Source organism: Anaerostipes hominis (ex Lee et al. 2021), from assembly GCF_002270485.1.
GTDB classification, from domain to species: Bacteria; Bacillota; Clostridia; order Lachnospirales; family Lachnospiraceae; genus Anaerostipes; species Anaerostipes hominis.
In genome coordinates this window covers 192,673-215,445 of the sequence record NZ_NQOG01000002.1, presented here as the reverse complement: position 1 = coordinate 215,445, position 22,773 = coordinate 192,673, and the positions used below count along the sequence as shown (strand labels likewise).

At 44.5% G+C, this 22,773-nt stretch carries 27 protein-coding genes; 6 read left to right on the top strand and 21 right to left on the bottom strand.

Features of this window, described 5'->3' with window-relative positions; all coding sequences use genetic code 11:
* Nucleotides 1-2 precede the first annotated feature (2 nt).
* Both CI597_RS03520 and CI597_RS03515 read left to right on the top strand, forming a co-directional pair.
* Nucleotides 3-581 carry a chromate transporter gene (locus CI597_RS03520; protein WP_024728112.1) on the top strand — a complete coding sequence of 193 codons (579 nt, stop codon included), beginning with the start codon at nt 3-5 and terminating at the stop codon, nt 579-581.
* A complete protein-coding gene (locus CI597_RS03515) occupies nt 572-1,129 on the top strand; it encodes a chromate transporter (protein WP_024728113.1) in 558 nt (185 codons plus the stop codon). The genes CI597_RS03520 and CI597_RS03515 overlap by 10 nt, the downstream gene beginning before the upstream one ends.
* 531 nt (nt 1,130-1,660) lie before the next feature.
* Here CI597_RS03515 and CI597_RS03505 read toward each other — a convergent pair.
* The 5 genes from CI597_RS03505 to CI597_RS03485 all read right to left on the bottom strand — a co-directional run bounded on the left by CI597_RS03505 (nt 1,661) and on the right by CI597_RS03485 (nt 5,958).
* Nucleotides 1,661-2,302, bottom strand: coding sequence for a hypothetical protein (locus CI597_RS03505; RefSeq protein ID WP_024728115.1), 642 nt, complete (start codon nt 2,300-2,302; stop codon nt 1,661-1,663).
* A 184-nt stretch (nt 2,303-2,486) separates the two neighbouring features.
* Nucleotides 2,487-3,731, bottom strand: coding sequence for a 3-isopropylmalate dehydratase large subunit (locus CI597_RS03500; RefSeq protein ID WP_024728116.1), 1,245 nt, complete (start codon nt 3,729-3,731; stop codon nt 2,487-2,489).
* 1 nt (nt 3,732) lies between these two features.
* Nucleotides 3,733-4,224 (bottom strand): 3-isopropylmalate dehydratase, encoded by a 492-nt coding sequence (locus CI597_RS03495; RefSeq protein WP_024728117.1) that lies wholly within the window; start codon nt 4,222-4,224, stop codon nt 3,733-3,735.
* A gap of 12 nt (nt 4,225-4,236) precedes the next feature.
* Nucleotides 4,237-5,478, bottom strand: coding sequence for a 3-isopropylmalate dehydratase large subunit (locus CI597_RS03490; protein WP_024728118.1), 1,242 nt, complete (start codon nt 5,476-5,478; stop codon nt 4,237-4,239).
* Nucleotides 5,479-5,481: 3 nt separating this feature from the next.
* The gene (locus CI597_RS03485; RefSeq protein WP_024728119.1) at nt 5,482-5,958 is read right to left on the bottom strand and encodes a 3-isopropylmalate dehydratase small subunit; all 477 of its coding nucleotides are present in this window, start codon (nt 5,956-5,958) and stop codon (nt 5,482-5,484) included.
* Nucleotides 5,959-6,048: 90 nt separating this feature from the next.
* Between CI597_RS03485 and CI597_RS03480 the strand changes: the two genes are divergently transcribed.
* A complete protein-coding gene (locus CI597_RS03480; protein ID WP_024728120.1) occupies nt 6,049-6,759 on the top strand; it encodes a lysoplasmalogenase family protein in 711 nt (236 codons plus the stop codon).
* Here the strand turns inward: CI597_RS03480 and CI597_RS03475 are convergent.
* The 5 genes from CI597_RS03475 to CI597_RS03460 all read right to left on the bottom strand — a co-directional run bounded on the left by CI597_RS03475 (nt 6,716) and on the right by CI597_RS03460 (nt 12,439).
* Nucleotides 6,716-8,203, bottom strand: coding sequence for a TrkH family potassium uptake protein (locus CI597_RS03475; RefSeq protein WP_024728121.1), 1,488 nt, complete (start codon nt 8,201-8,203; stop codon nt 6,716-6,718). The genes CI597_RS03480 and CI597_RS03475 overlap by 44 nt on opposite strands.
* A gap of 22 nt (nt 8,204-8,225) precedes the next feature.
* Nucleotides 8,226-9,587 carry a Trk system potassium transporter TrkA gene (trkA, locus tag CI597_RS03470; protein ID WP_034549644.1) on the bottom strand — a complete coding sequence of 454 codons (1,362 nt, stop codon included), beginning with the start codon at nt 9,585-9,587 and terminating at the stop codon, nt 8,226-8,228.
* 115 nt (nt 9,588-9,702) lie between these two features.
* A complete protein-coding gene (locus CI597_RS18910; RefSeq protein ID WP_268876101.1) occupies nt 9,703-9,837 on the bottom strand; it encodes a hypothetical protein in 135 nt (44 codons plus the stop codon).
* Between the two features lie 201 nt (nt 9,838-10,038).
* On the bottom strand, nt 10,039-12,186 hold the full coding sequence (feoB, locus tag CI597_RS03465; protein WP_095142877.1) for a ferrous iron transport protein B: 2,148 nt from the start codon (nt 12,184-12,186) through the stop codon (nt 10,039-10,041).
* A 19-nt stretch (nt 12,187-12,205) separates the two neighbouring features.
* The gene (locus tag CI597_RS03460; RefSeq protein ID WP_024728123.1) at nt 12,206-12,439 is read right to left on the bottom strand and encodes a FeoA family protein; all 234 of its coding nucleotides are present in this window, start codon (nt 12,437-12,439) and stop codon (nt 12,206-12,208) included.
* Between the two features lie 113 nt (nt 12,440-12,552).
* On the opposite strand from CI597_RS03460, the gene CI597_RS03455 reads away from it, so the two are divergent.
* Entirely contained in the window at nt 12,553-13,005 is a 453-nt protein-coding gene (locus tag CI597_RS03455) for a metal-dependent transcriptional regulator (protein WP_024728124.1), read from the top strand.
* A gap of 20 nt (nt 13,006-13,025) precedes the next feature.
* Here the strand turns inward: CI597_RS03455 and CI597_RS03450 are convergent, their stop codons facing one another.
* The 9 genes from CI597_RS03450 to CI597_RS03410 form a co-directional block, all read right to left on the bottom strand.
* Entirely contained in the window at nt 13,026-13,631 is a 606-nt protein-coding gene (locus CI597_RS03450; RefSeq protein WP_024728125.1) for a manganese catalase family protein, read from the bottom strand.
* A gap of 3 nt (nt 13,632-13,634) precedes the next feature.
* Complete coding sequence (locus tag CI597_RS03445; protein WP_006568793.1) at nt 13,635-13,895, bottom strand: spore coat protein CotJB; 261 nt, start codon at nt 13,893-13,895, stop codon at nt 13,635-13,637.
* Nucleotides 13,892-14,158, bottom strand: a complete 267-nt coding sequence (locus CI597_RS03440; RefSeq protein WP_024728126.1) for a spore coat associated protein CotJA — start codon at nt 14,156-14,158, stop codon at nt 13,892-13,894. The genes CI597_RS03445 and CI597_RS03440 overlap by 4 nt, the downstream gene beginning before the upstream one ends.
* 153 nt (nt 14,159-14,311) lie before the next feature.
* The gene (locus tag CI597_RS03435) at nt 14,312-14,827 is read right to left on the bottom strand and encodes a ferritin (protein WP_024728127.1); all 516 of its coding nucleotides are present in this window, start codon (nt 14,825-14,827) and stop codon (nt 14,312-14,314) included.
* A 67-nt stretch (nt 14,828-14,894) separates the two neighbouring features.
* A complete protein-coding gene (putP, locus tag CI597_RS03430; protein ID WP_024728128.1) occupies nt 14,895-16,412 on the bottom strand; it encodes a sodium/proline symporter PutP in 1,518 nt (505 codons plus the stop codon).
* Between the two features lie 102 nt (nt 16,413-16,514).
* Nucleotides 16,515-16,703 carry a PspC domain-containing protein gene (locus tag CI597_RS03425; RefSeq protein ID WP_006568789.1) on the bottom strand — a complete coding sequence of 63 codons (189 nt, stop codon included), beginning with the start codon at nt 16,701-16,703 and terminating at the stop codon, nt 16,515-16,517.
* A gap of 13 nt (nt 16,704-16,716) precedes the next feature.
* Nucleotides 16,717-17,478 carry a DUF4097 family beta strand repeat-containing protein gene (locus CI597_RS03420; RefSeq protein WP_024728129.1) on the bottom strand — a complete coding sequence of 254 codons (762 nt, stop codon included), beginning with the start codon at nt 17,476-17,478 and terminating at the stop codon, nt 16,717-16,719.
* The gene (locus tag CI597_RS03415; RefSeq protein WP_024728130.1) at nt 17,475-18,155 is read right to left on the bottom strand and encodes a DUF1700 domain-containing protein; all 681 of its coding nucleotides are present in this window, start codon (nt 18,153-18,155) and stop codon (nt 17,475-17,477) included. The genes CI597_RS03420 and CI597_RS03415 overlap by 4 nt, the downstream gene beginning before the upstream one ends.
* On the bottom strand, nt 18,148-18,474 hold the full coding sequence (locus CI597_RS03410; protein WP_024728131.1) for a PadR family transcriptional regulator: 327 nt from the start codon (nt 18,472-18,474) through the stop codon (nt 18,148-18,150). Before CI597_RS03410 ends, CI597_RS03415 begins: the two co-directional genes overlap by 8 nt.
* Before the next feature lie 482 nt (nt 18,475-18,956).
* Here CI597_RS03410 and CI597_RS03400 point away from each other — a divergent pair, with 482 nt between their 5' ends.
* Together CI597_RS03400 and CI597_RS03395 are read left to right on the top strand one after the other, a co-directional pair.
* The gene (locus CI597_RS03400; RefSeq protein ID WP_024728132.1) at nt 18,957-19,385 is read left to right on the top strand and encodes a helix-turn-helix domain-containing protein; all 429 of its coding nucleotides are present in this window, start codon (nt 18,957-18,959) and stop codon (nt 19,383-19,385) included.
* Nucleotides 19,382-19,990: an ATP-dependent Clp protease proteolytic subunit gene (locus tag CI597_RS03395; protein ID WP_024728133.1), complete on the top strand. Its 609-nt coding sequence runs from the start codon at nt 19,382-19,384 to the stop codon at nt 19,988-19,990. The genes CI597_RS03400 and CI597_RS03395 overlap by 4 nt, the downstream gene beginning before the upstream one ends.
* 98 nt (nt 19,991-20,088) lie before the next feature.
* Here CI597_RS03395 and CI597_RS03390 read toward each other — a convergent pair whose 3' ends face one another.
* On the bottom strand, nt 20,089-21,390 hold the full coding sequence (locus tag CI597_RS03390) for a glycoside hydrolase family 10 protein (protein WP_034549655.1): 1,302 nt from the start codon (nt 21,388-21,390) through the stop codon (nt 20,089-20,091).
* 100 nt (nt 21,391-21,490) lie between these two features.
* Nucleotides 21,491-22,771, bottom strand: coding sequence for a 3-phosphoshikimate 1-carboxyvinyltransferase (gene aroA, locus CI597_RS03385; protein ID WP_024728135.1), 1,281 nt, complete (start codon nt 22,769-22,771; stop codon nt 21,491-21,493).
* Between the last annotated feature and the right edge of the window lie 2 nt (nt 22,772-22,773).

The window sequence follows — 22,773 nt, the reverse complement described above, 5'->3', positions numbered from 1 at the left end:
TTATGAATAAAGATATACTAAAACAATATGCCTGGCTGTTCCGTGTCAATTTGATTGTCAGTGCTTTTACTTTTGGCGGCGGCTATGTGGTCGTTCCCATGTTAAAAAAACATTTTGTGACAAACCGTCATGTTTTATCCGAGAAGGAGCTTTTTGATATCGCAGCAATTGCCCAGTCTTCTCCTGGAGCCATCGCGATTAATCTTTCGGCTCTCACAGGATACAGGATAGCCAGATTAAAAGGAGCAGTCATAAGCTGTATCGCGGCCATCCTGCCGCCGCTGATCCTGCTTTCCATAATTTCCGCAGGATATCAGGCTTTCAGGAGCAGTCACATCGTATCCGCCGTTCTCCTTGGCATGCAGGCAGGAGCGGCGGCACTGATCGTTGACTATATCACAGATATGTGCCGCATAATTCTGAAAAAGAAGTCTCTTTTTCTTACCCTCATGGTTCCTGCTGCTTTTTTATCCAACCTCGTCTTCCACATCAATGCCATGCTGATTTTAATCTTATGTTCTGTGCTTTGCCTGTTTAAAGTATGGCTCCATAAAAAAAGGAGGTGTCAGACATGCTCTTAAATCTGGTCCGTTTGTTCAGTACATTCTTTAAAATCGGCCTGTTCAGCATCGGCGGAGGCTATGCGATCCTCCCGATGATCAAAGAACAGGTCGTACTGGCAAAGCATTGGCTTACCAGTCAGGATTTTACCGATATCATTACGATCTCACAGATGACGCCCGGTCCTATTGCAGTCAACACTTCCTCCTTCGTGGGTATCCGCGTAGCCGGAATCCCCGGCGCAGTGGTGGCAACCGTAGGATGTGTGATCTCAGGATTTACCATCTCCATCCTTCTATACCGGTTTTTCCAGAAGAAAAGTGATTCATCCTATATGTCCGCTGTACTGGACGGTCTGAAGGCATCTTCCTCAGGGCTTGTACTTTCCGCTGCTTTTTCCATCTTGCTGCTTACCCTGTTTGGTACGGATGAGCATGTCGTCCTTTCATCTTTTCAGCTTCCTGCGGCCATTTTATTCGGGACCGCTGTACTTCTACTGAGAAAGTTTAAAAAGCCTCCTGTATTTGTAATTGTGTTTACGGGAATTGTTGGGTTGCTTATCTATTGATCTTTTTATACAAAAAAGCTCCTGTAAAGACAGGATTTTGTATTCCTTCTGTCTTTGCAGGAGTTATAATATCATTGTTGAATCTCTCTATGAATGTCTTAAATACAAGTAAATCTTACGGATCAGTAAACTACATGCTATTATAATTAAAATTGATTCTAATGTATAAGTACTAGTGTCTATGTATTTTGCAAAATACAGCAAGCTACTTCTGATCAATACAATATAGCATCCACACAATGCACAGATTATGATAAAAATATTTGAAATAATGGTTAGCTTCGTTTTATCCCTGATAACCCACAAAATATAAATAAGCACTCCAATTGCCCATATTCCATTGGTCACAAAATCTTTTACGAGATAATATATAGCATCTCCATCCAGATATCCGGTATAATAATGTTGGCTCAAAAACAATATCTTAAGGAAAGGAATAGCCAAAGTTAGCAGCACCGGAAGAAACAAACCACATAATATAGCTGAAATTTTATTTAGTTTTTTGTTCAAAATTTGTTCTCCTCTTATGGATTACTTTAGATTGTCTAAAATATCGCTCCCACTAATTTTTAATTCAATCTGAGCTTTTGAATTCATTCCACCAACTCTGCCTACTGCGTTCATAATCATGCCTGTTCCTGATAAACTGGATTGAGGTACATAAGGCTTATATCCCCATTTAGTATTATAACTAAAAGAATTTTTACTAGGTCTTTTTTTCATATGTTGTCCATCTCCGCCATGAAGAACTACTTCACGATTTGTTACATATACTCCCTGCAGTTTGGGTTTCCATGATCCTGAACAGCTAGACACCTTTACTTTATCTGGATATTGGGTTGTATAGTTAAATTTTCCTGTAACTTTAACCTCTTTTTTGGTTGCAGTTTTACTAATACTATCACTTGCTAAAGTAGTAGCCTCTGTGTTAGGTATCTCAATTACCACCTCATAACTCTTTTCTATCTCCCCTTGTTTTGATTTCTGTTGTAAAGTTGTTGAACAAATTCTTTTTGGAATAACTACAGTTTTCTCTCCTGATTCTAGATTTGTTATTACTGCCAATGTTTTGTCATTTTCGTTTGTCGTACTAGCATTGGGCGATGCATAAACATGCCCTTGAATTGTAAAAATCATTACCAAACTTAAAAATAAACAGTTGATTTTCCTCATATCTTCCTCCTTATCAAATTTTTGTTATTCACTATCTATATAGTTATATTATACTATGTAGAATTATTTGTCAATAACTATTTTTATAATTTGTTTTTAAACAATAAAAAACTTGCTCGAAATACTTCTTTCATAACGTATTTCGAACAAGTTTTAACTTTTATTTTAATATCAAATGAGCTTTCTACTCAGCCGCCACAATCTTCCCAGCCACAGCAGATGCCGCAGCCGTCTTCGGTGACCCGAGATAAATCTCAACCTTCGATGTTCCCATTCTTCCAAGAAAATTTCTGTTATTGGTGGCTAGAATCTTCTCCCCGTCGGTGAGGATTCCCCCAGCTCTTCCACAGCAAAGCCCGCATCCCGGCTGGGTGATAATGGCTCCTGCCTCAGCAAGAATTTTCAGATAGCCGGCTTTAGATGCCTCCATATAAATTTTCCTGCTGGCAGGGGTCACGATCAGCTTCACAAAATCAGCAACCTTTTTCCCATCGAGGATTTCTGCCGCTGCTTTCAAATCTTCCAATCTTCCGTTGGTACAGGAACCGATGAATACCTGGTCAAGTTCTGTACCTCCAACCTCAGATACTGGTTTGATCTTATCCACCTGAGACGGACATGCGACCACTGGAACCAGCTCCTCTGCCTTATAGACAACCGTCCTGCAATACTCGGCATCCTCATCTCCGTAAATCCAATCCACATCGGAAAACTCTACTTCAGAATACTCTGCTGTCTTCTCATCCGGCGCAAACAAAGCCGCCTTTGCCCCAGCCTCGATGGCCATATTGGAAATTGTCATCCTGGAAGCCACACTCATCTCTTCCACTGTGCTCCCGGAAAACTCCAGAGCCTTGTAAGTAGCCCCGTCGGCCCCGAGGTCTCCGATCAGTCTGAGGATAATATCTTTCGAAGATACATTGTCCGGAAGTTTGCCGTCGATGACAACCTTGATCGTTTCCGGTACTCTGACCCACATCTCTCCGGTCCCTAAGATCGAAGCCATCTCCGTGTACCCGATGCCTGACGAAAAGCAGCCAACGCATCCGTAAGTGGTCGTATGAGAGTCAGTTCCGAATACAATGTCTCCTGGTTTGGCATACCCGCACTCTGTCATGAGCTGATGGCAGATCCCATCGTTTCTGTGAATGTTTTTCAGTCCGTATTTCTTTACAAACGCATCACCAATCTTAAAATGCCGGATATCTTCCACCGCACTGGCCGGAACCAGATGATCATAAATCAAAACCACCCTGTCCGAATCCCACAGCTTTGTAAATCCCATCTCCTCAAACTTTTCTGCAACAAACGGGATAAAAATATCATGGATCATCACGCGGTCCACATTGACTGTCACGATCTGTCCCGGGGAGACTGTCGGGGCCCCTGTATTTCTTTTAATAATCTTTTCGATAATTGTATTTCCCATGCTATTTCACCCCATTTCTTTTTTTCATTGCTTCCACCAGTCCTCCGGCTTCTATAATGTCCATCAGATTCTGAGGCAGCGGCTGGATCGGATACTCCCTGCCGTCATACACAACAGACTCGCCCAGCGTTACATCAAGAGTATCCCCTTCCTTCACCTTCTCCTGAATCTGGTCATTTTCGATGAGCAAAAGCCCGTTATTGATGGAGTTGCGGAAGAAAATCCGCGCGAAGGATTTGGCAATGACACATTTGACGTTCAGTGCCTTAATGATCTCAGGAGCCTGCTCTCTGGAGGAGCCGCAGCCAAAGTTTTTTCCGGCCACGATGATATCGCCTTCCTTTATCTGAGATGCCAGCTCCGGACGCAGCGGAGAAAATCCATACTGCTTCATGTCTTCCACGGTCGGAAGCGCCAGATACTCTGTAGGAATGATGATATCCGTATCGATATCATCGCCCAGCACCCATACTTTTCCAGTAAACTTTTCCATATGTAAACTCCTTTATCTTTTCACGATTTTCCCTGCGATGGCAGACGCTGTGACGGTCGCCGCAGATCCCAGATAGACATAAGAATCCGGATGTCCCGCACGTCCTTTGAAATTTCTAGTACCGGTGGAGATCAAAACTTCCCCTTCACCGATCACACCCTGACAGCTTCCCCAGCACACACTGCAGTTGCTGTTCATGACCATGGCTCCGGCTTCCATGAAGATGTCGATCAGTCCCTCGTCCAACGCCTGCATATAAACTTCATTGGAAGCAGGTGCGATCAGGAATCTGACGTCCTCATGAACCTTCTTTCCTTTCAGTATCTCAGCCGCCAGACGCAGCTCATCAATCCGTCCGTTGTTGCAGGAACCTAAAAATGCCTCGTCAATTTTAACGTCTCCGGCTTCTTCAACCGGCACGACATCATCGATCAAATGCGGCCTCGCAACCACCGGCTCTATCTCATCCAGGTTGATATGGTAAACTTTTTCAAAACGGGCGTCCTCATCGCTCACAAACAGGTTTTCTGCCTTACGGCCCCTGGATTCCACATATTCCACAACCTTTTCGTCAGGCTCCACGATTCCGGTTTTAGCTCCTGCCTCCACCGCAAGGTTACACAATACCAGACGCTCATTAATACTTAAGTTGTGTGCCCCTTCTCCTGCAAATTCCATGATCTTATAGTTACATCCATTGGCTCCTACCATGCCGATGATTGAAAGGATCAGATCTCTGGCATATACGCCTTCTCTTAATTTTCCGGTCAGCTCAAAGCGGATCGTCTCAGGTACCATGACCCAGGAGGTCCCTGTGACCATGCCGTATAAAAAGTCCGTACATCCGATCCCTGTTCCGAAGGCGCCAAGCGCACCGTATGTACAAGTATGGGAATCGGCTCCCATGATCAGCTCTCCCGGACATACATAATCCTCCACCATGATCTGGTGGCAGACTCCCTTTCCTTCATAAAAGGCGATGTCATGTTCCCTGGCGAAGTTCCTCATTTTCCTGTGGGCCTCCGCAGTTTTTGGATTCTCCGCCGGAATATTGTGGTCAATAATGAAGACCAGTTTGTCTTTATCTGCAATCTTTGGATGTTTTAAATCATTGTGATACATATCGATCGTCAAATGTGTCGTCCCGTCATTGCTCATCAGGCGGTCAAGCTCCACTGTATGGATTTCTCCCGCTTTCACTTCCGGCACCTTTGCCGCCCTCGCGATAATCTTTTCTCCGATTGTCATTCCCATAATCTACACCTCGCCTTCATTCAGAAAATTAATTAATCCGCCGTGATCCAAAATATTCTGCATATAAGGCGGCAGTTTTGTGCAGGGCAACGTCTCATCTTTCGTCTTGATCACGCCTTCAGACAGATCCAGTTCGATCTCGTCAAGCTGCTCTACTTTGTCATAGAGTTCCCCGCTTACAACGACCGGAAGTCCGATATTGATGGCGTTGCGGTAAAATATCCTGGCAAAGGATTTGGCAACGATGGCTTTTACCCCCAGGGCCTTTAACACACTCGGCGCCTGCTCTCTGGAGGAGCCGCATCCAAAATTCTCCCCGGCAACAACGATGTCGCCTTCCTGCACCTTCTTTGAAAAATCCGGATCGATAGATTCAAAGGCATATACTTTCATTTCCTCAATATTCGGCAGCAGTAAATACTGGGATGCTATAATCTGGTCCGTATCCACATCATTGTGGAACTTAAATACTCGACTCATAATCAACCTCCTTGTATAAATTCTCATTTTAATAAGAATACTATAAAACAGGCAAAAAATCCATGGCGTTTTCAGAAAGGAAGGTGCAAAATGAAAAAAACAGACCCCGCAGGGTCCGCTGTACTTCTTTTCGTTTTAACAGAATGTATTCTTTATGTTTCCTTCTTAGTGCTGGATCTCACATCTTCCTCAGGCCTTTTAAGCACCATTCTGAAATACTGCTCCATCCTGCTGTGCTTCTTCTTCGGTTTAATGTATGGCAAAACTAAGGACCGCATACTGGTAATATCCGCCCTCGGACTGACCGCCGCTGCCGATGTATTTCTCCTGGTCCTTGACACAAATTATCCGGCCGGTGTCCTGTGTTTCTGCGGAGTCCAGATGCTGTATTACTGCCGTCTCCTCCGGGCCGGAGGCTTTGCCTTTCTTCCGTTTCTGCCCGTTCGTTTTCTTCTCACAGGATGTATGTTTGTGTTTTTAGGAATTCTCCATACATGGAATCTTCTCACGGCGGCCGGAGTCTTCTACTTCACCCAGTTACTCTTCAATGCGGCAGAAAGCCTTGCCGTACGCCGTATAAATCTTCAACACAGATTGTTTAGTGCAGGACTCATTTTATTTCTCTGCTGTGATATCTGCGTAGGACTTTTCAATCTTTCCCCCGCAGCTCCCTTTTCTGTACCGGAATCGGTTTTATCCTTTGCACAAAACGGAATGTGGTTCTTTTACCTGCCATCCCAGGTTCTGATTACACTTTCTATACTCCAGGACTATCCTTCCTGTACTTCGGAATCTTCTTAAACACCTTGGTATCTCTCCATGTAATCGGACTTATGAGGACCAGCATCGGGAACAGCTCAAGTCTTCCTGCCAGCATATCAAACATCAGGACCACTTTGGAAAAATCAGAAAACATACCAAAATTGCTGGTTGGTCCCACCAGCTCAAGCCCCGGTCCGATATTGTTCAGAGTCGCCACGACCGCAGTAAAATCTGTGATCAGGTCAAATCCATCCAAAGCGATCAGCAGTGTAGAAAATGCCAGAATCATCATATAGGTGATCAGAAAAATATTGATGGAACGTATTACCTCATGCTCGACTACATGCTGATTAAATTTTATTTTCCGGATACTTCTGGGGTGTATGTAAAAATACATCTCTTTTTTTACCGTCTTCAGCATCAGAATCACTCTGGACACTTTAATCCCTCCCCCGGTGCTTCCGGCACAGGCTCCGATAAACATCAGCATTACCAGAATCACCTTGGAAAATTCCGGCCAGACATTAAAATCTACGGAGGAATAACCGGTAGTCGTAATAATGGAGCCTACCTGAAAGAAGGCATGGCGGAATGAAGATTCCAGGGTTGGAAACAGGTCCCTGATATTGTAGGTAATACATATGACAGCAGCCGCAATGACAAACAGATAGTATTTCAGTTCTTCAAACTTCCATGCGTCTTTAAACTTTCGGATCAGAATAAAATAATATACATTGAAATTTACACCGAACAAAATCATAAAGACTGTCACCGTATATTGAATATAGGGAGAATAGTCGGCCAATCCGGAGTTAAGAATAGAAAAGCCTCCGGTACCGGCACTTCCGAAAGAAAGCAGCATGGAATCAAACAGAGGAAGTCCTCCAAACATGAGCAAAACGATCTCTATCAGCGTCATAAAACAGTAGATTCCATAGAGGATCTTGGCGGTCTGCCTTACCTTCGGCACCAGCTTTCCTACGGACGGGCCCGGACTCTCCGCTTTCATCAGGTGCAGATTTTGTCCTCCTCCCATCGGAAGGATTGCCAGGATAAATACAAGAACACCCATACCCCCGATCCAGTGGCTGAAGCTTCTCCAAAACAGACTGCACTTTGCCAGCACTTCGACATCGGACAAAATACTGGCTCCCGTGGTGGTAAATCCTGAAATCATCTCAAACATTGCATTTGTAAAGGATGGGATGTCTCCGTTAAATACAAAAGGAAGACACCCGAAAAAACTCAGCAGAATCCAGCTCAATGCAACGGCCGCAAATCCCTCTTTGGCATAGTACTGCATATTTTTGGGTTTCTTATGGCTCAGTAAAAATCCGACAAAGAAACAGAGGAGCATAACTGCAAAGAAAGGGATGCCTCTGGCTTCCCTGTAAATCATGGCTACAATGCACGGCAGTGACAGAAAGGCACCCTCAAACAGGATGACCAATCCTAATATGTATCGGATAACAGCGTAATTCATTTTCTTTTTTCTCCAATCATCTCTATTCTTTTTTCAGTATATCACTGATGTCGTGCAGGCCTGTCTTCGTGGTCACAACGATCACGGTGTCTCCCACCTGTATCATATCCTGTCCTGTTGGAATCTTCACCGTTCCGTTCCGGTTAATACTGCAGATCAGGATCTGGTCCCTCAGCGGCAGTATCTGGAGCGGAATACCGATGACCGGTGCATGTTCTTCAATATGAAACTCCAGGGCCTCTGCCTTTCCGTCCACAATCTTATACAGATTCTCTATATTGCTCCCGATAGAATTCTGTTTTGCCCTGACATACTGAACGATATACTGAGCCGTGATATATTCCGGATATATAAGACTTCCCAGGTCAAGACCGTCGATAATATGATTATAGCTGACACGTTTCACCTTTGTGATCAGCTTTGCGGGTGTCTGCCCTTTTACAAAGAGAGATAAAAACACGTTCTCCTCGTCAAAATTTGTCAGTGCCACAAAGGCATCTGTCTCCAGGAGCCCCTCTTCCAGCAGGACTTCCTGGTCACTTCCGTTTCCGTGGATAATGACCGCTTTGGGAAGCAGTACGCTCAGTTCCTCACACCGATCAAAGTCCTTGTCTATGATCTTTACCGATATCCCTATTCTGAGCAGCTTTTTAGAAAGATAATACGCTGTTTTGCTGCCTCCTACGATCATGACGTTCCTGACAGGGTTCATCTGGACACCGATTTTCTGAAAAAACTTGCTGGCACTCCTCGGGGAAGCCACAATCGAAATCCTGTCGTTTTCCTGTAAAACAAAATCCCCGGAAGGAATGAAAACATCCTTCTGCCGTTCCACTGCACAGACGAGAACCTCACCGCGCATTCTCTCGCCTATTTCTTTCATCTTCATTCCATTTAGGATGGAACTCTTTCTCAGAACAAATTTTAACAGTTCTACTTTCCCTTTTGCAAAGGAGTTGATCTCCATAGCCGTGGGAATCCTTAAAATTCTGGACATCTCGGAAGCGGCTGCGAGCTCCGGATTAATGATCATGGAAATCCCCATCTCTTCTTTGATAAAATTGATCTCATCAAAATAAACCGGATTGCTGACTCTTGCGATGGTGGCACATTTTCCGGCTTTTTTAGCGATCAGGCAGCACAGCAGGTTTAATTCATCCGAATTCGTCACCGCAATCAAAAGATCGGCCTCTTCCACTCCGACTTCCGTTAAAACATTATAGCTTGCCCCGTTTCCCACAATTCCAAATACATCATACATATCTACCATTGACTGAACGACGTATGCCTTTGGATCTACAATGGATATATCATGATTCTCGCTGCTTAACTGTTCTACCAAAGAACGGCCGACTTTTCCGCAGCCTACGATAATGATGTTCATATTCCCCTCATCTTTCCCATACTTCTTTCTTTTTCGCTAAGATAACAGTATCGTAACAAGAATTCACCAGAGAAGCAACAAAGAAATGCCATGAAAACCAAATATTTGTTAGTTTCTATTTCTTATTGCTTTTCAGTGTCACTGCATAAGTATAGACATTCAAAGGATAAGTACCATTTCGAATGGTCTCTTTAGAGGGCTTGACCCCATTGACAGAAAGCATTTCGATGTGTGGATTCACAACCAACATCAAGTCTTCCTCCTCCATAAACCAAAACAAAAGCTCCGGCAATCAAGTAATCAAAAAATCGGAAAAAAGCTGTATGGTGCAGCTGCTATGCGAATCATAGAACCCAGACACCATACAACCCATCCCGCAAATCCCCAGACTTCTGTCATGATCAGATTAAATCCAGCTCAGAAAAGCTATTTTAAGGCCTGGTTATATTTATCATAAAATATAATGAACAAGCTGAGTCATATTCTTTACGAAAAAGCAGCACAGACAGCCGGCTGCGGTGGGGAGCAGAAAAGCAGCAAACGTCCACTTGAGACTTCCTGTTTCCTTTTTAATGGTGAGGAGCGTCGTGGAACACGGCCAGTGCATCAGAGAAAACAGCATCATACACAGGGCCGTCGTCTGTGTCCAGCCGTTATGTATCAGAAGCTGACGGATCGTCTCCACACTTCCGGGTTCTGTAATTATCCCCTGAGACAAATATGCCATGATCATCACCGGCACGACAATTTCATTGGCTGGAAACCCGAGGATAAACGCAGCCAGGATCACTCCGTCCAGTCCGATCATTCTCGCGAACGGGTCCAGCAGCTCCGTAAATCCGCAAAGCAAGGTTGTTTCCCCTATTGAAATATTGGCCAGAATCCAGATCAGCAGTCCTGCCGGTGCAGCCACTGCCGCCGCACGGCCCAGGACAAATAAAGTCCGGTCAAAAATAGATCTTACGATGACTTTCCCGATCTGAGGCCTCCGAAACGGCGGAAGTTCCAGCGTAAAAGATGCCGGCATTCCTTTGAGCACCGTTTTTGACAACAGTCTTGAAACTGCAAGGGTCATAAATACCCCCAGCAGAATCAACAGCGTCAGCAGCACCGCCGAGCCGATGGAGGCGGGCAGTCCGTCTCCTGTCCCTACAAAAAACAGGGTGATCATAAGGATCAGCGTCGGAAATCTGCCATTGCACGGTACGAATGAGTTTGTGAGGATCGCTATGAGCCTTTCCCTGGGCGAATCAATGATACGGCACCCAACGATCCCTGCGGCATTGCATCCAAAGCCCATACACATAGTAAGTGCCTGTTTTCCGCATGTACAGCATCTTTTAAAGGACCGGTCCAGATTATATGCGACTCTCGGAAGATATCCTGCGTCCTCCAGAAGTGTAAAAAGAGGAAAAAAGATTGCCATGGGCGGCAGCATGACGGATACGACCCAGGCTAAAACCCGGTAAACTCCTGAGAACAGCATACTGCAAAGCCATGCAGGCAGTCCCGCATTAAGAAACAGCCCGGCAAGGCGGTCTTCCGCCCAAAACAGAACCTTTGACAGCAGTTCTGAAGGATAGTTGGCTCCAACGATCGTAACCCACAGTACCATGGCCAAAAGTCCGATCATCACCGGATATCCGGTTTTCCTGCTGGTCAGAATATCATCCAGCTTCCGGTCCCTTTTTATATAATCTTTTGTCCCGAACAGGACTGTATCGGCACAAATGTCCTGAGCTGTTTTTACCAGCCCTGAGACAATCCTGTCTTCCAGATCCTCTGTTCCGTCTTCTGAAAGAATCTGTTCTGCTTTTTTAACAGCCTGTTTCATATCCGGATCTTCTCTTAGCTCGGTGCCCAGCCGCTGTTCTATCTCCAGAAGCAGAAAAGGATCTGACTCCAGAAGCATAAGTGCAGACCAGCGGCCCGGAAACCTGCCCGATACCTTTTGGTCCACCACCGGCTTGAGATTTTTCAGTGCTTCCTCTAAACAAGAATCATACAATGGTTTTACAGGCTTTTGATCCCATCTGCCGTCGGCAACGGCATCGACGGCATTCATCAGTTCCGCAAGGCCCTCTCCGCTTCTGGCAGCCGCTGCCACCACCGGAACCCCCAATTTGTCTGAGATCGCCCGGACATCGATCGAGATTCCCTTCTTTCCCGCCTCATCCATCAGGTTGATACAGACTACGACCCGGTCTGTGATCTCCATAGTCTGGAGTACCAGGTTTAGGTTTCTCTCCAGACAGCAGGCATCACATACAACGATGACCGCATCCGGTTCTTCAAAACAAATAAAATCTCTGGCAACTTCCTCTTCCGCGGAATGTGCCATCAGAGAGTAGGTGCCGGGTATATCGATCATGACATAGGAATTCTTCTCTGTTTTGCAGTACCCCTGTGCATTTGCCACTGTCTTTCCCGGCCAGTTCCCTGTGTGCTGTCTCATTCCCGTCAAATTGTTGAACACCGTACTTTTCCCCACATTGGGATTCCCCGCTATGGCAACAATTTTGTCCTTTGGATTCTGTTTTTTTACGTTCAGCCCCGAATCTACGGATTTCATTCCGGTGGAATGACTGGTCAGTCCCATCGCATTATGTCCTCCTGTTTTAAATCCTTACTACAATATCTTTCATATCTTCAGACCGTATCGCGATCACCGCACCCCTGATCAAAAAGGCCGCCGGGTCTCCTGCCGGGCTCTTCCCGACGCACTCTACCTTAGTGTCCTTCACCAGTCCAATGTCCAGAAGCCTCCTGCGGATGCTCCCCCTGATCTTAAGTTCTTTTACCACCGCGATTTCACCCGGATTTAATTCATTTAAACTGCAATTCTGACTCATAAAACGATTCACTCCTTAATATCCATTAGGATAGGGAAACTTTATTTCTCAATGCTATTATATTGAGGGACAAAATAAGGCGTTACAATATTTTTATGAAAAGGAAGCGGCTCATGGAAAAAAAAGAAGGATTTTATACACTGAAAGGGTATCAGAACGGAGAGGCCCACAATATGACGGCCTCTATGGAAGACTATCTGGAAATGATCTGCCGCCTGCTCCTGACAGAAGAAGTCGTCAGGGTAAACCAGCTGGCCCACATGCTCCATGTCAAGCCTTCCTCTGCATCAAAGATGGTAAAAAATTTAAAGGACCTGGGATATCTGTTATCTGAAAAATACGGATATATCCGGCTCACCGACAAAGGCAGAAAAGCCGGGGATTATCTTTTATTCCGGCATGATATCCTGAACCGGTTCCTGTGCATGATCAATGAAAGCGAAGATGAACTGGAACAGGTAGAAAAAATAGAACACTTTATAAATGAAAAGACCATTTATAATATAGAGAATTTCTTAAAAATTCACGAAAAAGAAAAACGGCAGAACAAAGGTCCTGCCGATTAAAACGAGAAAAAACTTCGTAATTATTTGGTTTTGCAGTCGAAAGCGGGGTTGAAAGCGTAGAAGTTTTTAGAATCAAGATGATCCTGAACTCTCCTCAGAGCTTCACCAAACCGCTGGAAGTGGACAATTTCTCTCTCTCTGAGGAAAGCAATCGGATCTCTGACATCCGGATCTTTAATCAGACGGAGCAGGTTGTCATACGTTGTTCTTGCTTTCTGCTCAGCAGCCAAATCTTCTGTCAAGTCTGTAATTGGGTCTCCCACAGACTGGAAGAAATCTGCGGTAAATGGTTCTCCGCTGGCTGCCTGTGGCCAGATACCGGTTGTGTGATCTACATAATACTGGTCAAACCCGGCTGCCTGTATTTGCTCGGGCGTAAGGTCACGTGTAAGCTGATGAACAATGGAACAAACCATCTCCAGATGGGCAAGTTCTTCTGTTCCCACATCTGTAAGCACGCCGCATACTTCTTTATAGGGCATCGCAAATCTCTGTGACAGATAGCGCATAGAAGCGCCCAGTTCACCGTTCGGTCCGCCGTATTGAGTGATGATCACTTTCGCAAGCATCGGATCACATTTTCTGATGTTGACTTTATATTCCAAACGTTTTTCATAATTCCACATAGGCTAACATCCCTCCTTCTGCCAAGGCCATTTCGTGGTTGCCCAGGTGAAAGTGTCAGTAATCTCTGCAGAATCAATTGTTAATGGCTCAAAGTATTGGGAATACTCTTTAACAGCCTTATTTCTGGCACACTGGTACTGATTAAAGTGACTGATTGCCTCCTGGTCATCCGGATGGGTATCCAGGTACAGTGTCGTATCAATCAAGGCAAAGCTGACTGCATCAATATATCTCAATAATTTTTCCTGATCATATTTATTCATCGTCTGCACCCCGCTTTCCCATAAAATGGTTTGTTAAGTTCCGGGAAAATGGTACCGCATGCCAATCCCTCTTCAGGGCAATAGATCTGATCCCAATGCTGCCACGGCACATATGCCATTGCGAGTGCCATGGAATCCACGCCGTCGTGGCGGTGACCGTAATTACCATTTCTCTTCATTTTTGAATTGTACCCGCAGGTACGTTCCATCTCATATGGTGCCGGCTGTCCGCATGAGCATCTATGCTGATTGTATTTTTCCAACGAAATATCTCCTTTCATTTCTGTTAATATCAGTTTATGTGAACATCCATAGAATGTGCAGATCAGCTTTTATTTATATTATGGAATCAGAGTCATGAACGCCAAAAAAAGGATTGCCTAACAAAAAGGCAATCCCGGAAAATTTTATGAAATTTATAAAACAGTCAGTGACGGAGCGGCATAGACTCTTGTCTGAAGCTCTGCGTCCAGCATATATAAGCCTTTCGGATCAGTCCCAAACATTTCAAATTTTTGAACGAGGGAATCGGTATTATTCTCCTCTTCCATCTGTTCTTTCACAAACCAGTCCAGGAACTGCATACTCCTGAAGTCCTTGCACTGATATGCCGCATCATAAATATTGTTGATCAGAGAAGTAACATACTGCTCATGCTCCAATGCTGCTTTGAGCGGGTCCATCGGTTCTTCAAAGCTCTTATCCGGTTTTGCGACTGCCTCCAGTGTTACTTTGCAGCTGTTTGCCTGAAGATATTCCATAAATAAAATGGCATGATCTCTTTCTTCCTGTGCCTGAATCTTAAACCAGTTGGCAAATCCGTCCAGATTTTTGTCCACATAGTAATTGGACATATCTAAATACAGATAGGAAGAATAAAACTCCTTATTGATCTGATCGTTCATCAATTGTGCTACTTTTTCATTTAACATACTGCTTTTTCCCCTTTCTTTATGTAAAACTTACCATATCCATATCATAACGCATAATTTTCAAACTTTAAAGAGGCTTTCTTGCTTCTTCAAATTCTTCCTGCATTTCTTTGGTCGGTTCTTCTGTCAAAAGGCTGACAACGATGATCATCAGAGAAGACACGATAAATGCAGGCAGCAGGCAGTAAATTTCAAAAATCCCGCCAAGCTTTGCAAACGTATACGGCCAAACAAGGGCGATGACACCGCCGCTGACCATTCCTGCAACTGCTCCTTTTAAATTGGTGCGTTTCCAGAACAGTGCAAATAAGATCAACGGACCAAACGCTCCGCCAAATCCTGCCCATGCATTTTCCACCAGCTTAAATACGGAGCTGTTTTCATCCAGTGCAATGATAACTCCGATGGCCGCGATGACAACTGTGGTAGCCCTGGAAATGATAAGAATTTTTTTCTCGGAAGCTTTTCTCTTAAAGAATCCCTGATACATATTCTTCGCGACACAGGAAGAAGCGATCAATAGCTGGGAATCTGATGTACTCATGGTTGCTGCCAGAATTCCTGACAAAATAATACCTGCAAAAAGCAAAGGAATAATTCCTTTAAACAGGTGCATCGTCATATAGATAAAAATCCTCTGGTTTCCGCTGCCTGCAAGCTCCGCTACGTTCGGATAAAGAGCCGCTCCGGTAAATCCGATGCACACAGCCACAGTCAGTGAGATCATCACCCATACCATAGCAATCCTTCTGGATTTCTTGATCTCATTTACATTCTTGATGGCCATAAAACGTACCAGGATATGCGGTACGCCGAAGTATCCAAGTCCCCATGCAAGTCCTGAAAGGATGGGAATTACACCCTGGGATACGGCATGTCCGGTGGCCGGATCATGATATTTCATGACATCAAAGAATCCTTCCATAGCCTTGCCGTGTTCCACAACATTTCCGACGCCTCCCACAGCCGCAACTCCCACGATCAGGACTGTGACGATCGCAAAGGACATTAAAAGCCCCTGGATCAGGTCTGTAGTACTGGCGGCAAGGAATCCGCCGATCGATGTATAGATGACGATAACTGCCGCGCAGGCGATCATGCTTGCCTGGTAATTGAGCCCGAATACTGAATTAAACAGAGTTCCGCAGGCCGCAAATCCGGATGCTGTATATACCGTAAAACAGATCAGGATCATGATGGATGAGACAAACATTAAAATCTTCTTCTCATCTTTGAAACGGTTGCTGAAAAAGTCGGGAACCGTGATAGAGTTGTTGGAAACTTCCGTATAGCGGCGGAGACGTTTTGCAACGATCTTCCAGTTTAAATAGGTTCCTAAAATCAGGCCGATGGCAGTCCATCCCGCCTGGCTGAAGCCGGATGCATAAGCCAGTCCCGGAAGCCCCATCAACAGCCAGCTGCTCATGTCGGAAGCCTCGGCGCTCATTGCCGTAACCCAGGGACCGAGTCCTCTTCCTCCCAGAAAATAGTCTTCAGAAGTCTTATTCTTCTTGCTGTAAATCACTCCGATGTACACAACCATTGCCATGTAGGCAATCATGGCGATCAAAATTGGTGTTTTCATATGATTTCTCCTCTTTGTCAAAATATAAGACCAAGCCTTTTGACTTGGTCTTTTTCGGATAATATTATATCATAGCTTTGACAACAGATGCAATTACTATTTTTAATACCTTCTCTCGGGTATGATGACTGCCGCCACGATGTAAACCAATATTCCGGTTCCTGAACAGCCCAACAGTACGGCGCCCAATCGTACCAAGGTCGGGTCCACATCGAAATATTCTGCGATTCCTCCGCATACGCCGCAGACCATTTTGTCCTCTCTTGATTTATATAATCGTTTACTGCTCATGAAAATCTCCTCCTTATACATTGTTCAAAAAGTTGATGTCGATATCTCCGCTTCCACATTCAACACCTATGAATTTCGTCCCATTTCCCCAGGAACCCTCTTTATTGCTGTGTTCCAGTTCGTGTCCGTCAAAGACCACATCTCCGCTTCCCACACTAATATTATATTTGTAGTTCTCTCTGCCGTCCCATATATCTGCGTCCACATCCCCGCTTCCACACTGGATATCAATATTATCAGACCTGAGACCAGACAATTTGATGTCTCCGCTTCCGCACTGGATCTTCATGTTTTTGGAAGACAACTCCTCTGATGAAAAATCTCCGCTTCCTACATCCACACTGAAAACATCCAGATTCATATCTTTTGGTATGCTCAAAACTGCCTGTTCATATCCATAATCAAAGAAAAAGGGACGGTGAACCGAAGATTTTGACCGGATGGTCAGTTCATTGAGACCTTCATCAAGCCGGGATTGAAACAATTTTCGGCTTCCTTTTGTTGTGAACACAATTTGACTCCCCTCTCCTCTGACGATGGACAAATCCCTGCTTCCAACCGCTATTTTTATCTTCTTTACTTTGGCTTTCGGAAATTCCAGCCGCTCTGCCTCATCATTTTCATATCTGCCTGTGTACCCGTTTATTTTGTCTCTGACATAGTCATAAGTATCCGTGAAGGAAAAACCCATAGCCGCCGCTGCGATAATGCAGCCAGCTCCTGCAACAGTAAATACCAGACAGATGATCAGGCAGATCTTATAAAATTTTTTCATGCTTCTTCTCCCCCTTTATGAAACAGCCTCCGGATCAGATCTACGACTCCTCTGATCAAAGGAGGAAATACTTTTACGAGTATCCAGACAAAAAGTACACAGAACAAGAGGCCCACTGCCATCATGATCAAACCGCCGCCGCACATCATAAATCCTGTGGGAAGCTTCGTGAACATCTTTACGATTCCGGCAGCGAATACACCGAACCCTCCTGCCAGAAGCCCCACACTGATTCCGGCAACCCCGGATATGAAGCCGAAAAATATACCGACGATCCCGACCGCAGTTCCTCCAATCACACCGATCAGGGGAAGACCGAGTACCACTGTGCCCACAACGATCAAAACGATAAGGATCAGATTCCGGTCCCGGTTCCCTTTGAAATGAAATCCTGATTCTTTCTTTGCCTTCTCAGGCATTTTCGTGTTCTCATCATATCTCTGGTTGTGATATCCGTTTTCTGTATATTCTTCTTCTCCGGTCGTCCCGTTCAGTGAGTCCCGGATCATGGCGGCAATTTTTTCAGGGCTCCCCAATTCCTCGATCACCTGCTGCTCACGTTCCGGTCCCGCCTCCTCAAAATAATCCACATAATATCCAATTGCATCATCCCGTTCTTCCGGCGCAATGTCCTGAAGCAAATATGCCAGTTGGTCCAGAAATTCTTTTTTACTCATGGACTGCCCCTCCTTCAAATATTTTCGTAATTTTAAATGAGTAAGATTTCCACTCTGTCCTATATAAGTTCAGTTGAATCATACCCTGACTGGTCACTTTATAGTACCTTCGGTTTCTCCCGTCGCACTGCCTGTCGTAAACCTCCATGCAGCCTTCTTTTCTGAGTCTGCGCAACACGGGATACAAAGTAGACTCTGATACATCCAGGACTTTTCTTACATCCTGGGTAATCTTATACCCATAGGATCCTTCTTCTTCTTTTGAGACTACTGCCAGGACAATGGCGTCCAGCAAAGCAGCTCCTGTATTAAATACCATAGACACGCTCCCATATTATACTTTTATTAATACTATATGATATATAATATACTCTTTCTTATAATATGTCAATGCAAATACTTTTTTGTCCGTGAAAAAGGAGCATATCACACAGGTTATTTTATGTGATATGCCCCTTTTAGATGTTGTCTTCCAATCATACGGCAGTCCATTTTTTAGTTTTCCAGCATTCTAAGCACTGTTTTATCTTTCCGTGTCCCTGTTATAAATGATGTTACGTTGATAACCGGACAAGGGACTTCACAAAGCATTTCAGGGAAATCCGGTCCGTGACGTTGACCTGCTGATCACAGATTCCGATATTTTGGCTGAGGATGCCAAAAGTATTCAAAACAGTGCGAAAGAGATGATTGTTGCAGACTTGTGACATATCATGAAAAAGTAAAGTGGGCAGTAAAACAGCATTTTTTATTAAGACACGGAAACTCATACTAATTATAATGATAGAAGGAGGTGAAACTATGAAACAGCAAAAAGAGGTTGTAGAAAAAGTCGTGAATTACATTGAGGATAATATCAAAAGAGAAATTAGTGTAGATATAATTGCTAAAAATGTTGGTTACTCAAAATTTTATCTGAATCGCATATTTTCTGAACGTACCGGAATTACCATTTATAAATACCTGCAAAGCCGCAGGCTTACCATTGCTGCGGAAAAACTGATAAAAACAAACGAGCCTATTACAGAAATTGCTTATGAAGCCGGATATGACTCTCAGCAGGCATTTTCACTTGCATTTAAGCAGTTATATGTATATCCGCCCAAAATTTATAGAAATAAAAGGGTTTTTGTGCCAAAGCAAAATAGAATATTCTTGTGTGGAAATTTCTATTTTGCACAAAATATTAGATTTATCAGTAGGATTAAAGAGAAGGAGCTGGCTGCATGAGTACAATTCCTTATGTCATTGAGCAAACGAACCGGGGAGAACGAAGCTATGATATTTTCTCACGTTTGCTGTCAGACAGAATTATTTTTCTAGGTGAAGAAGTAAGTGATACTTCTGCCAGTTTAATTGTAGCACAAATGCTCTTTCTGGAAGCCCAGGACCCAGGCAGAGATATTCAATTCTATATTAACAGTCCGGGAGGTTCCGTAACTGCCGGCTTTGCAATCTATGACACCATGAAATACATTAAATGTGATGTTGCCACAATATGCGTTGGTTTAGCTGCAAGTTTTGGAGCTTTTTTGTTAGCCGGAGGCACACAGGGCAAGCGCATGGCGTTACCCAATGCTGAAATTATGATACATCAGCCGGCTATACATGGTAATGGTATTCAAGGACAAGCAAGCGATATAAAAATAATGTCTGATTATATGCAAAAAAACAAACAAAGATTAAACAGAATATTAGCTGAAAATACAGGACGCAGTATCGAAGAAATTGAAAGAGATACTGACAGGGATCATTTTATGAGTGCTGAAGAAGCACTAAAATATGGTCTGATTGATTCTGTTATTTCCAGAAGGCAGAAAAAACAGCACCGCTGATCTTTGTGAAGAAGACCGGGCACAGCATCGATCTATATTACAAAAAAAGAGATTATTCAGAATTTTATAATTCTGAATAATCTCTGAAAATTTTTTCTTTACTTTAATACTGTCTTCAGCTGGTTCACTGCCTTTCTGCTTGCCTTGCTCTTAAGGTCCTGGTAATCAAAAAATGCGAATCCGTCCACTTTGTACTTGCGGCCATACTGTACCTGTTTTTTCAGCACCTTCGTGTCACTCTTCCATTCTTTTCTCTCTGCCCGGTTCTGTCCCGCATTGTGGCCTGCCCGGTAGACTCCGATCCCAATATAGAGCTTCACTTTTTTCTTCTTTGCAGCCTTCACCCATCGTCTCGTCACTTTGTCAAATGCAGCCGTCGGATGTTTGAATCCCCAGTAGATCTGAGGACAGATATAATCCACATAAGCCGTGGAGTTCAGCCACTTATAAATATCTACATAGTAAGAATACTTGCTGGTCAGATTGTCAATGTTTCCAGCCGGACTGATGCCGTAGGTCACGTTCGGGTCCACGCTTTTGATCGTCTTTTTCATCCTCTTGACCAGGTTATTTACCTGAGCCCTTCGGTATGTATAAATGCTTTTTTTCTTCTTTTTGTAGGAAGACTTGTTGTATTCTTTTGCATCGAATGCTTTCTTGACATTCTTCTTTGTAAAACTCGGATAGAAGTAGTCATCCATATGGATACCGTCCACATCATACTTCTGGACGATCTCCTTTGCCCCGTTCACGATCAGGTTCTGAACGCCCTTTTTGGATGGGTTGTAATAAAGGCTTCCTCCGTAGGAAAGTACATTCCTCCTTGTAGATTTTTTTGCATTCCACTTTCTGGCCGGGTTGTTCTTTGACAGCTTTTTATAGCTGGTGCTGCCCTTGGTCACCCTGTAAGGATTCACCCATGCCTCAATAGCCATTCCTTTGGAATGTGCCACGGATACCATAATCTTCAACGGATCATATCCCGGGCTTCTGCCCTGTTTTCCTGAAATATATTTGGACCATGGGAAGTACTTGGACTTGTAGATGGCATCACCGAACGGCCTTACCTGAACGATCACACGGTTCATGCCAAGGCTCTTTCCCTTGTTTACAACTTTTGTAAAATACTTTTTGAAATTTGATGCGTTATTCTTTTTATAGGTGTCACGATATTCATCGTAATCATAAAACGAGAACCAAAAAGCCTTATATTCTTCTGATGCTTTTGTTGTCTTTGCCTTCTGTTCTGTTTCTGTCACAGCGGTCTTTGGCTGTACTTTTGCGATCCTGTTTCTTCTCTGGGCAGCCCGCACCACTGCCTCACTGCTTAAACTGACAAACATGGCACTGGCAACCAGCCACGCTGTCAGACGCAGGATCTTCACTCTTGATTCTTTCATACTCTGCGATCCTTCCCTTCCCACTATTTGATTCTGTCAATTTTCTGTCACTGCTGTCTCCATTGTATGAAGAATTTTCCAGCTTGTCAATGGAAGAATCCTATTGTCCGGCGAGCATATGTAACTGCTCATAAAAGTTGGGATATGACACGTCCACACACTCTGCATCCTCAATGACCGTCGTTCCCTGTGCATTGATCCCTGCGACAGAAAATGTCATGGCGATCCGGTGGTCATATTTGCAGTGGATAGACACTCCCCTCAGTGGATTTCCGCCGCGGATGATCATTCCGTCATCGGTGGCCTCGGCATTGACTCCCATTTTCACCAGGTTATCCACGGTCAGATCAATCCGGTTAGATTCTTTCACTTTAAGTTCTGCCGCATCTTTGATGACGGTCTCGCCTTCTGCAAAAGCCGCCATCAATGCAATGACAGGGATTTCATCAATCAGTGTGGGAATCAGCTCTCCGCCGATCTCCGTGCCTTTCAGCCTGCTTGTTTTTACTGTAATATCTGCCGTCGGTTCTCCGTTATCGTCTTTTACATTGGACATCGTAAGATCTGCCCCCATAGCTTCACAGACTTTGATGATGCCGTTCCTGGTCGGGTTAATGCCGACCTGTTTCAAGGTAATACAGGAATCCGGAGTCACAAGTCCCGCGGCAATGAAAAACGCTGCAGATGAAATATCCCCCGGCACTGCAATGTCCGTGGCCGTCATCTCTTTTGGCGGCATCACGGATGCCGTTGTACCCTCCGACAATACCTGAACTCCGAAAGACTTAAGCATCAGTTCCGTATGGTTCCTGGACAGGGCAGGCTCTGTGACACTCGTTCTGCCGTCCGCATAAAGTCCGGCGAGAAGAACTGCGGATTTCACCTGGGCAGATGCCACCGGTGATTCATAGTGGACCGCCTTCAGCGGTTTTCCGTTAATCCTTAACGGAGCACATCCATTTCCGCTGACACTCTCAATTTCTGCTCCCATCACAGAGAGCGGTATCATGATGCGCCCCATGGGGCGTTTGTTTAAAGATGCATCGCCTGAAAGCGTAACTTCAAAATCCTGTCCGCAGAGAATCCCGGAGATCAGCCGGGTCGTCGTCCCGCTGTTTCCCACATCCAGCTGTTTCTCAGGTTTTTTAAGTCCGTGGAGGCCGTTGCCGTGTACCGTAACCTCTGTGCCGTCCTGTTCTATCCTGACTCCCATTGCCCGAAAACAGTCTATGGTAGCCAGGCAGTCCGCACCGGATAAGAAGTTTGTGATATGTGTCGTTCCCTTTGCCAGAGAGCCGAACATGACCGCCCTGTGGCTGATGGATTTATCTCCCGGTATGGATATCGTGCCTTTTAGTCCTTCTACTTTCTTAAGTTTCATTT

Coding starts and splice junctions, on each gene's coding strand:
- CI597_RS03520 (WP_024728112.1), top strand. CDS start 3: ATGAATAAAGATATACTAAAACAATATGCCTGGCTGTTCCGTGTCAAT.
- CI597_RS03515 (WP_024728113.1), top strand. CDS start 572: ATGCTCTTAAATCTGGTCCGTTTGTTCAGTACATTCTTTAAAATCGGC.
- CI597_RS03505 (WP_024728115.1), bottom strand. CDS start 2,302: ATGAGGAAAATCAACTGTTTATTTTTAAGTTTGGTAATGATTTTTACA.
- CI597_RS03500 (WP_024728116.1), bottom strand. CDS start 3,731: ATGGGAAATACAATTATCGAAAAGATTATTAAAAGAAATACAGGGGCC.
- CI597_RS03495 (WP_024728117.1), bottom strand. CDS start 4,224: ATGGAAAAGTTTACTGGAAAAGTATGGGTGCTGGGCGATGATATCGAT.
- CI597_RS03490 (WP_024728118.1), bottom strand. CDS start 5,478: ATGGGAATGACAATCGGAGAAAAGATTATCGCGAGGGCGGCAAAGGTG.
- CI597_RS03485 (WP_024728119.1), bottom strand. CDS start 5,958: ATGAGTCGAGTATTTAAGTTCCACAATGATGTGGATACGGACCAGATT.
- CI597_RS03480 (WP_024728120.1), top strand. CDS start 6,049: ATGAAAAAAACAGACCCCGCAGGGTCCGCTGTACTTCTTTTCGTTTTA.
- CI597_RS03475 (WP_024728121.1), bottom strand. CDS start 8,203: ATGAATTACGCTGTTATCCGATACATATTAGGATTGGTCATCCTGTTT.
- trkA (WP_034549644.1), bottom strand. CDS start 9,587: ATGAACATCATTATCGTAGGCTGCGGAAAAGTCGGCCGTTCTTTGGTA.
- CI597_RS18910 (WP_268876101.1), bottom strand. CDS start 9,837: ATGTTGGTTGTGAATCCACACATCGAAATGCTTTCTGTCAATGGGGTC.
- feoB (WP_095142877.1), bottom strand. CDS start 12,186: ATGGGACTGACCAGTCATTCCACCGGAATGAAATCCGTAGATTCGGGG.
- CI597_RS03460 (WP_024728123.1), bottom strand. CDS start 12,439: ATGAGTCAGAATTGCAGTTTAAATGAATTAAATCCGGGTGAAATCGCG.
- CI597_RS03455 (WP_024728124.1), top strand. CDS start 12,553: ATGGAAAAAAAAGAAGGATTTTATACACTGAAAGGGTATCAGAACGGA.
- CI597_RS03450 (WP_024728125.1), bottom strand. CDS start 13,631: ATGTGGAATTATGAAAAACGTTTGGAATATAAAGTCAACATCAGAAAA.
- CI597_RS03445 (WP_006568793.1), bottom strand. CDS start 13,895: ATGAATAAATATGATCAGGAAAAATTATTGAGATATATTGATGCAGTC.
- CI597_RS03435 (WP_024728127.1), bottom strand. CDS start 14,827: ATGTTAAATGAAAAAGTAGCACAATTGATGAACGATCAGATCAATAAG.
- putP (WP_024728128.1), bottom strand. CDS start 16,412: ATGAAAACACCAATTTTGATCGCCATGATTGCCTACATGGCAATGGTT.
- CI597_RS03425 (WP_006568789.1), bottom strand. CDS start 16,703: ATGAGCAGTAAACGATTATATAAATCAAGAGAGGACAAAATGGTCTGC.
- CI597_RS03420 (WP_024728129.1), bottom strand. CDS start 17,478: ATGAAAAAATTTTATAAGATCTGCCTGATCATCTGTCTGGTATTTACT.
- CI597_RS03415 (WP_024728130.1), bottom strand. CDS start 18,155: ATGAGTAAAAAAGAATTTCTGGACCAACTGGCATATTTGCTTCAGGAC.
- CI597_RS03410 (WP_024728131.1), bottom strand. CDS start 18,474: ATGGTATTTAATACAGGAGCTGCTTTGCTGGACGCCATTGTCCTGGCA.
- CI597_RS03400 (WP_024728132.1), top strand. CDS start 18,957: ATGAAACAGCAAAAAGAGGTTGTAGAAAAAGTCGTGAATTACATTGAG.
- CI597_RS03395 (WP_024728133.1), top strand. CDS start 19,382: ATGAGTACAATTCCTTATGTCATTGAGCAAACGAACCGGGGAGAACGA.
- CI597_RS03390 (WP_034549655.1), bottom strand. CDS start 21,390: ATGAAAGAATCAAGAGTGAAGATCCTGCGTCTGACAGCGTGGCTGGTT.
- aroA (WP_024728135.1), bottom strand. CDS start 22,771: ATGAAACTTAAGAAAGTAGAAGGACTAAAAGGCACGATATCCATACCG.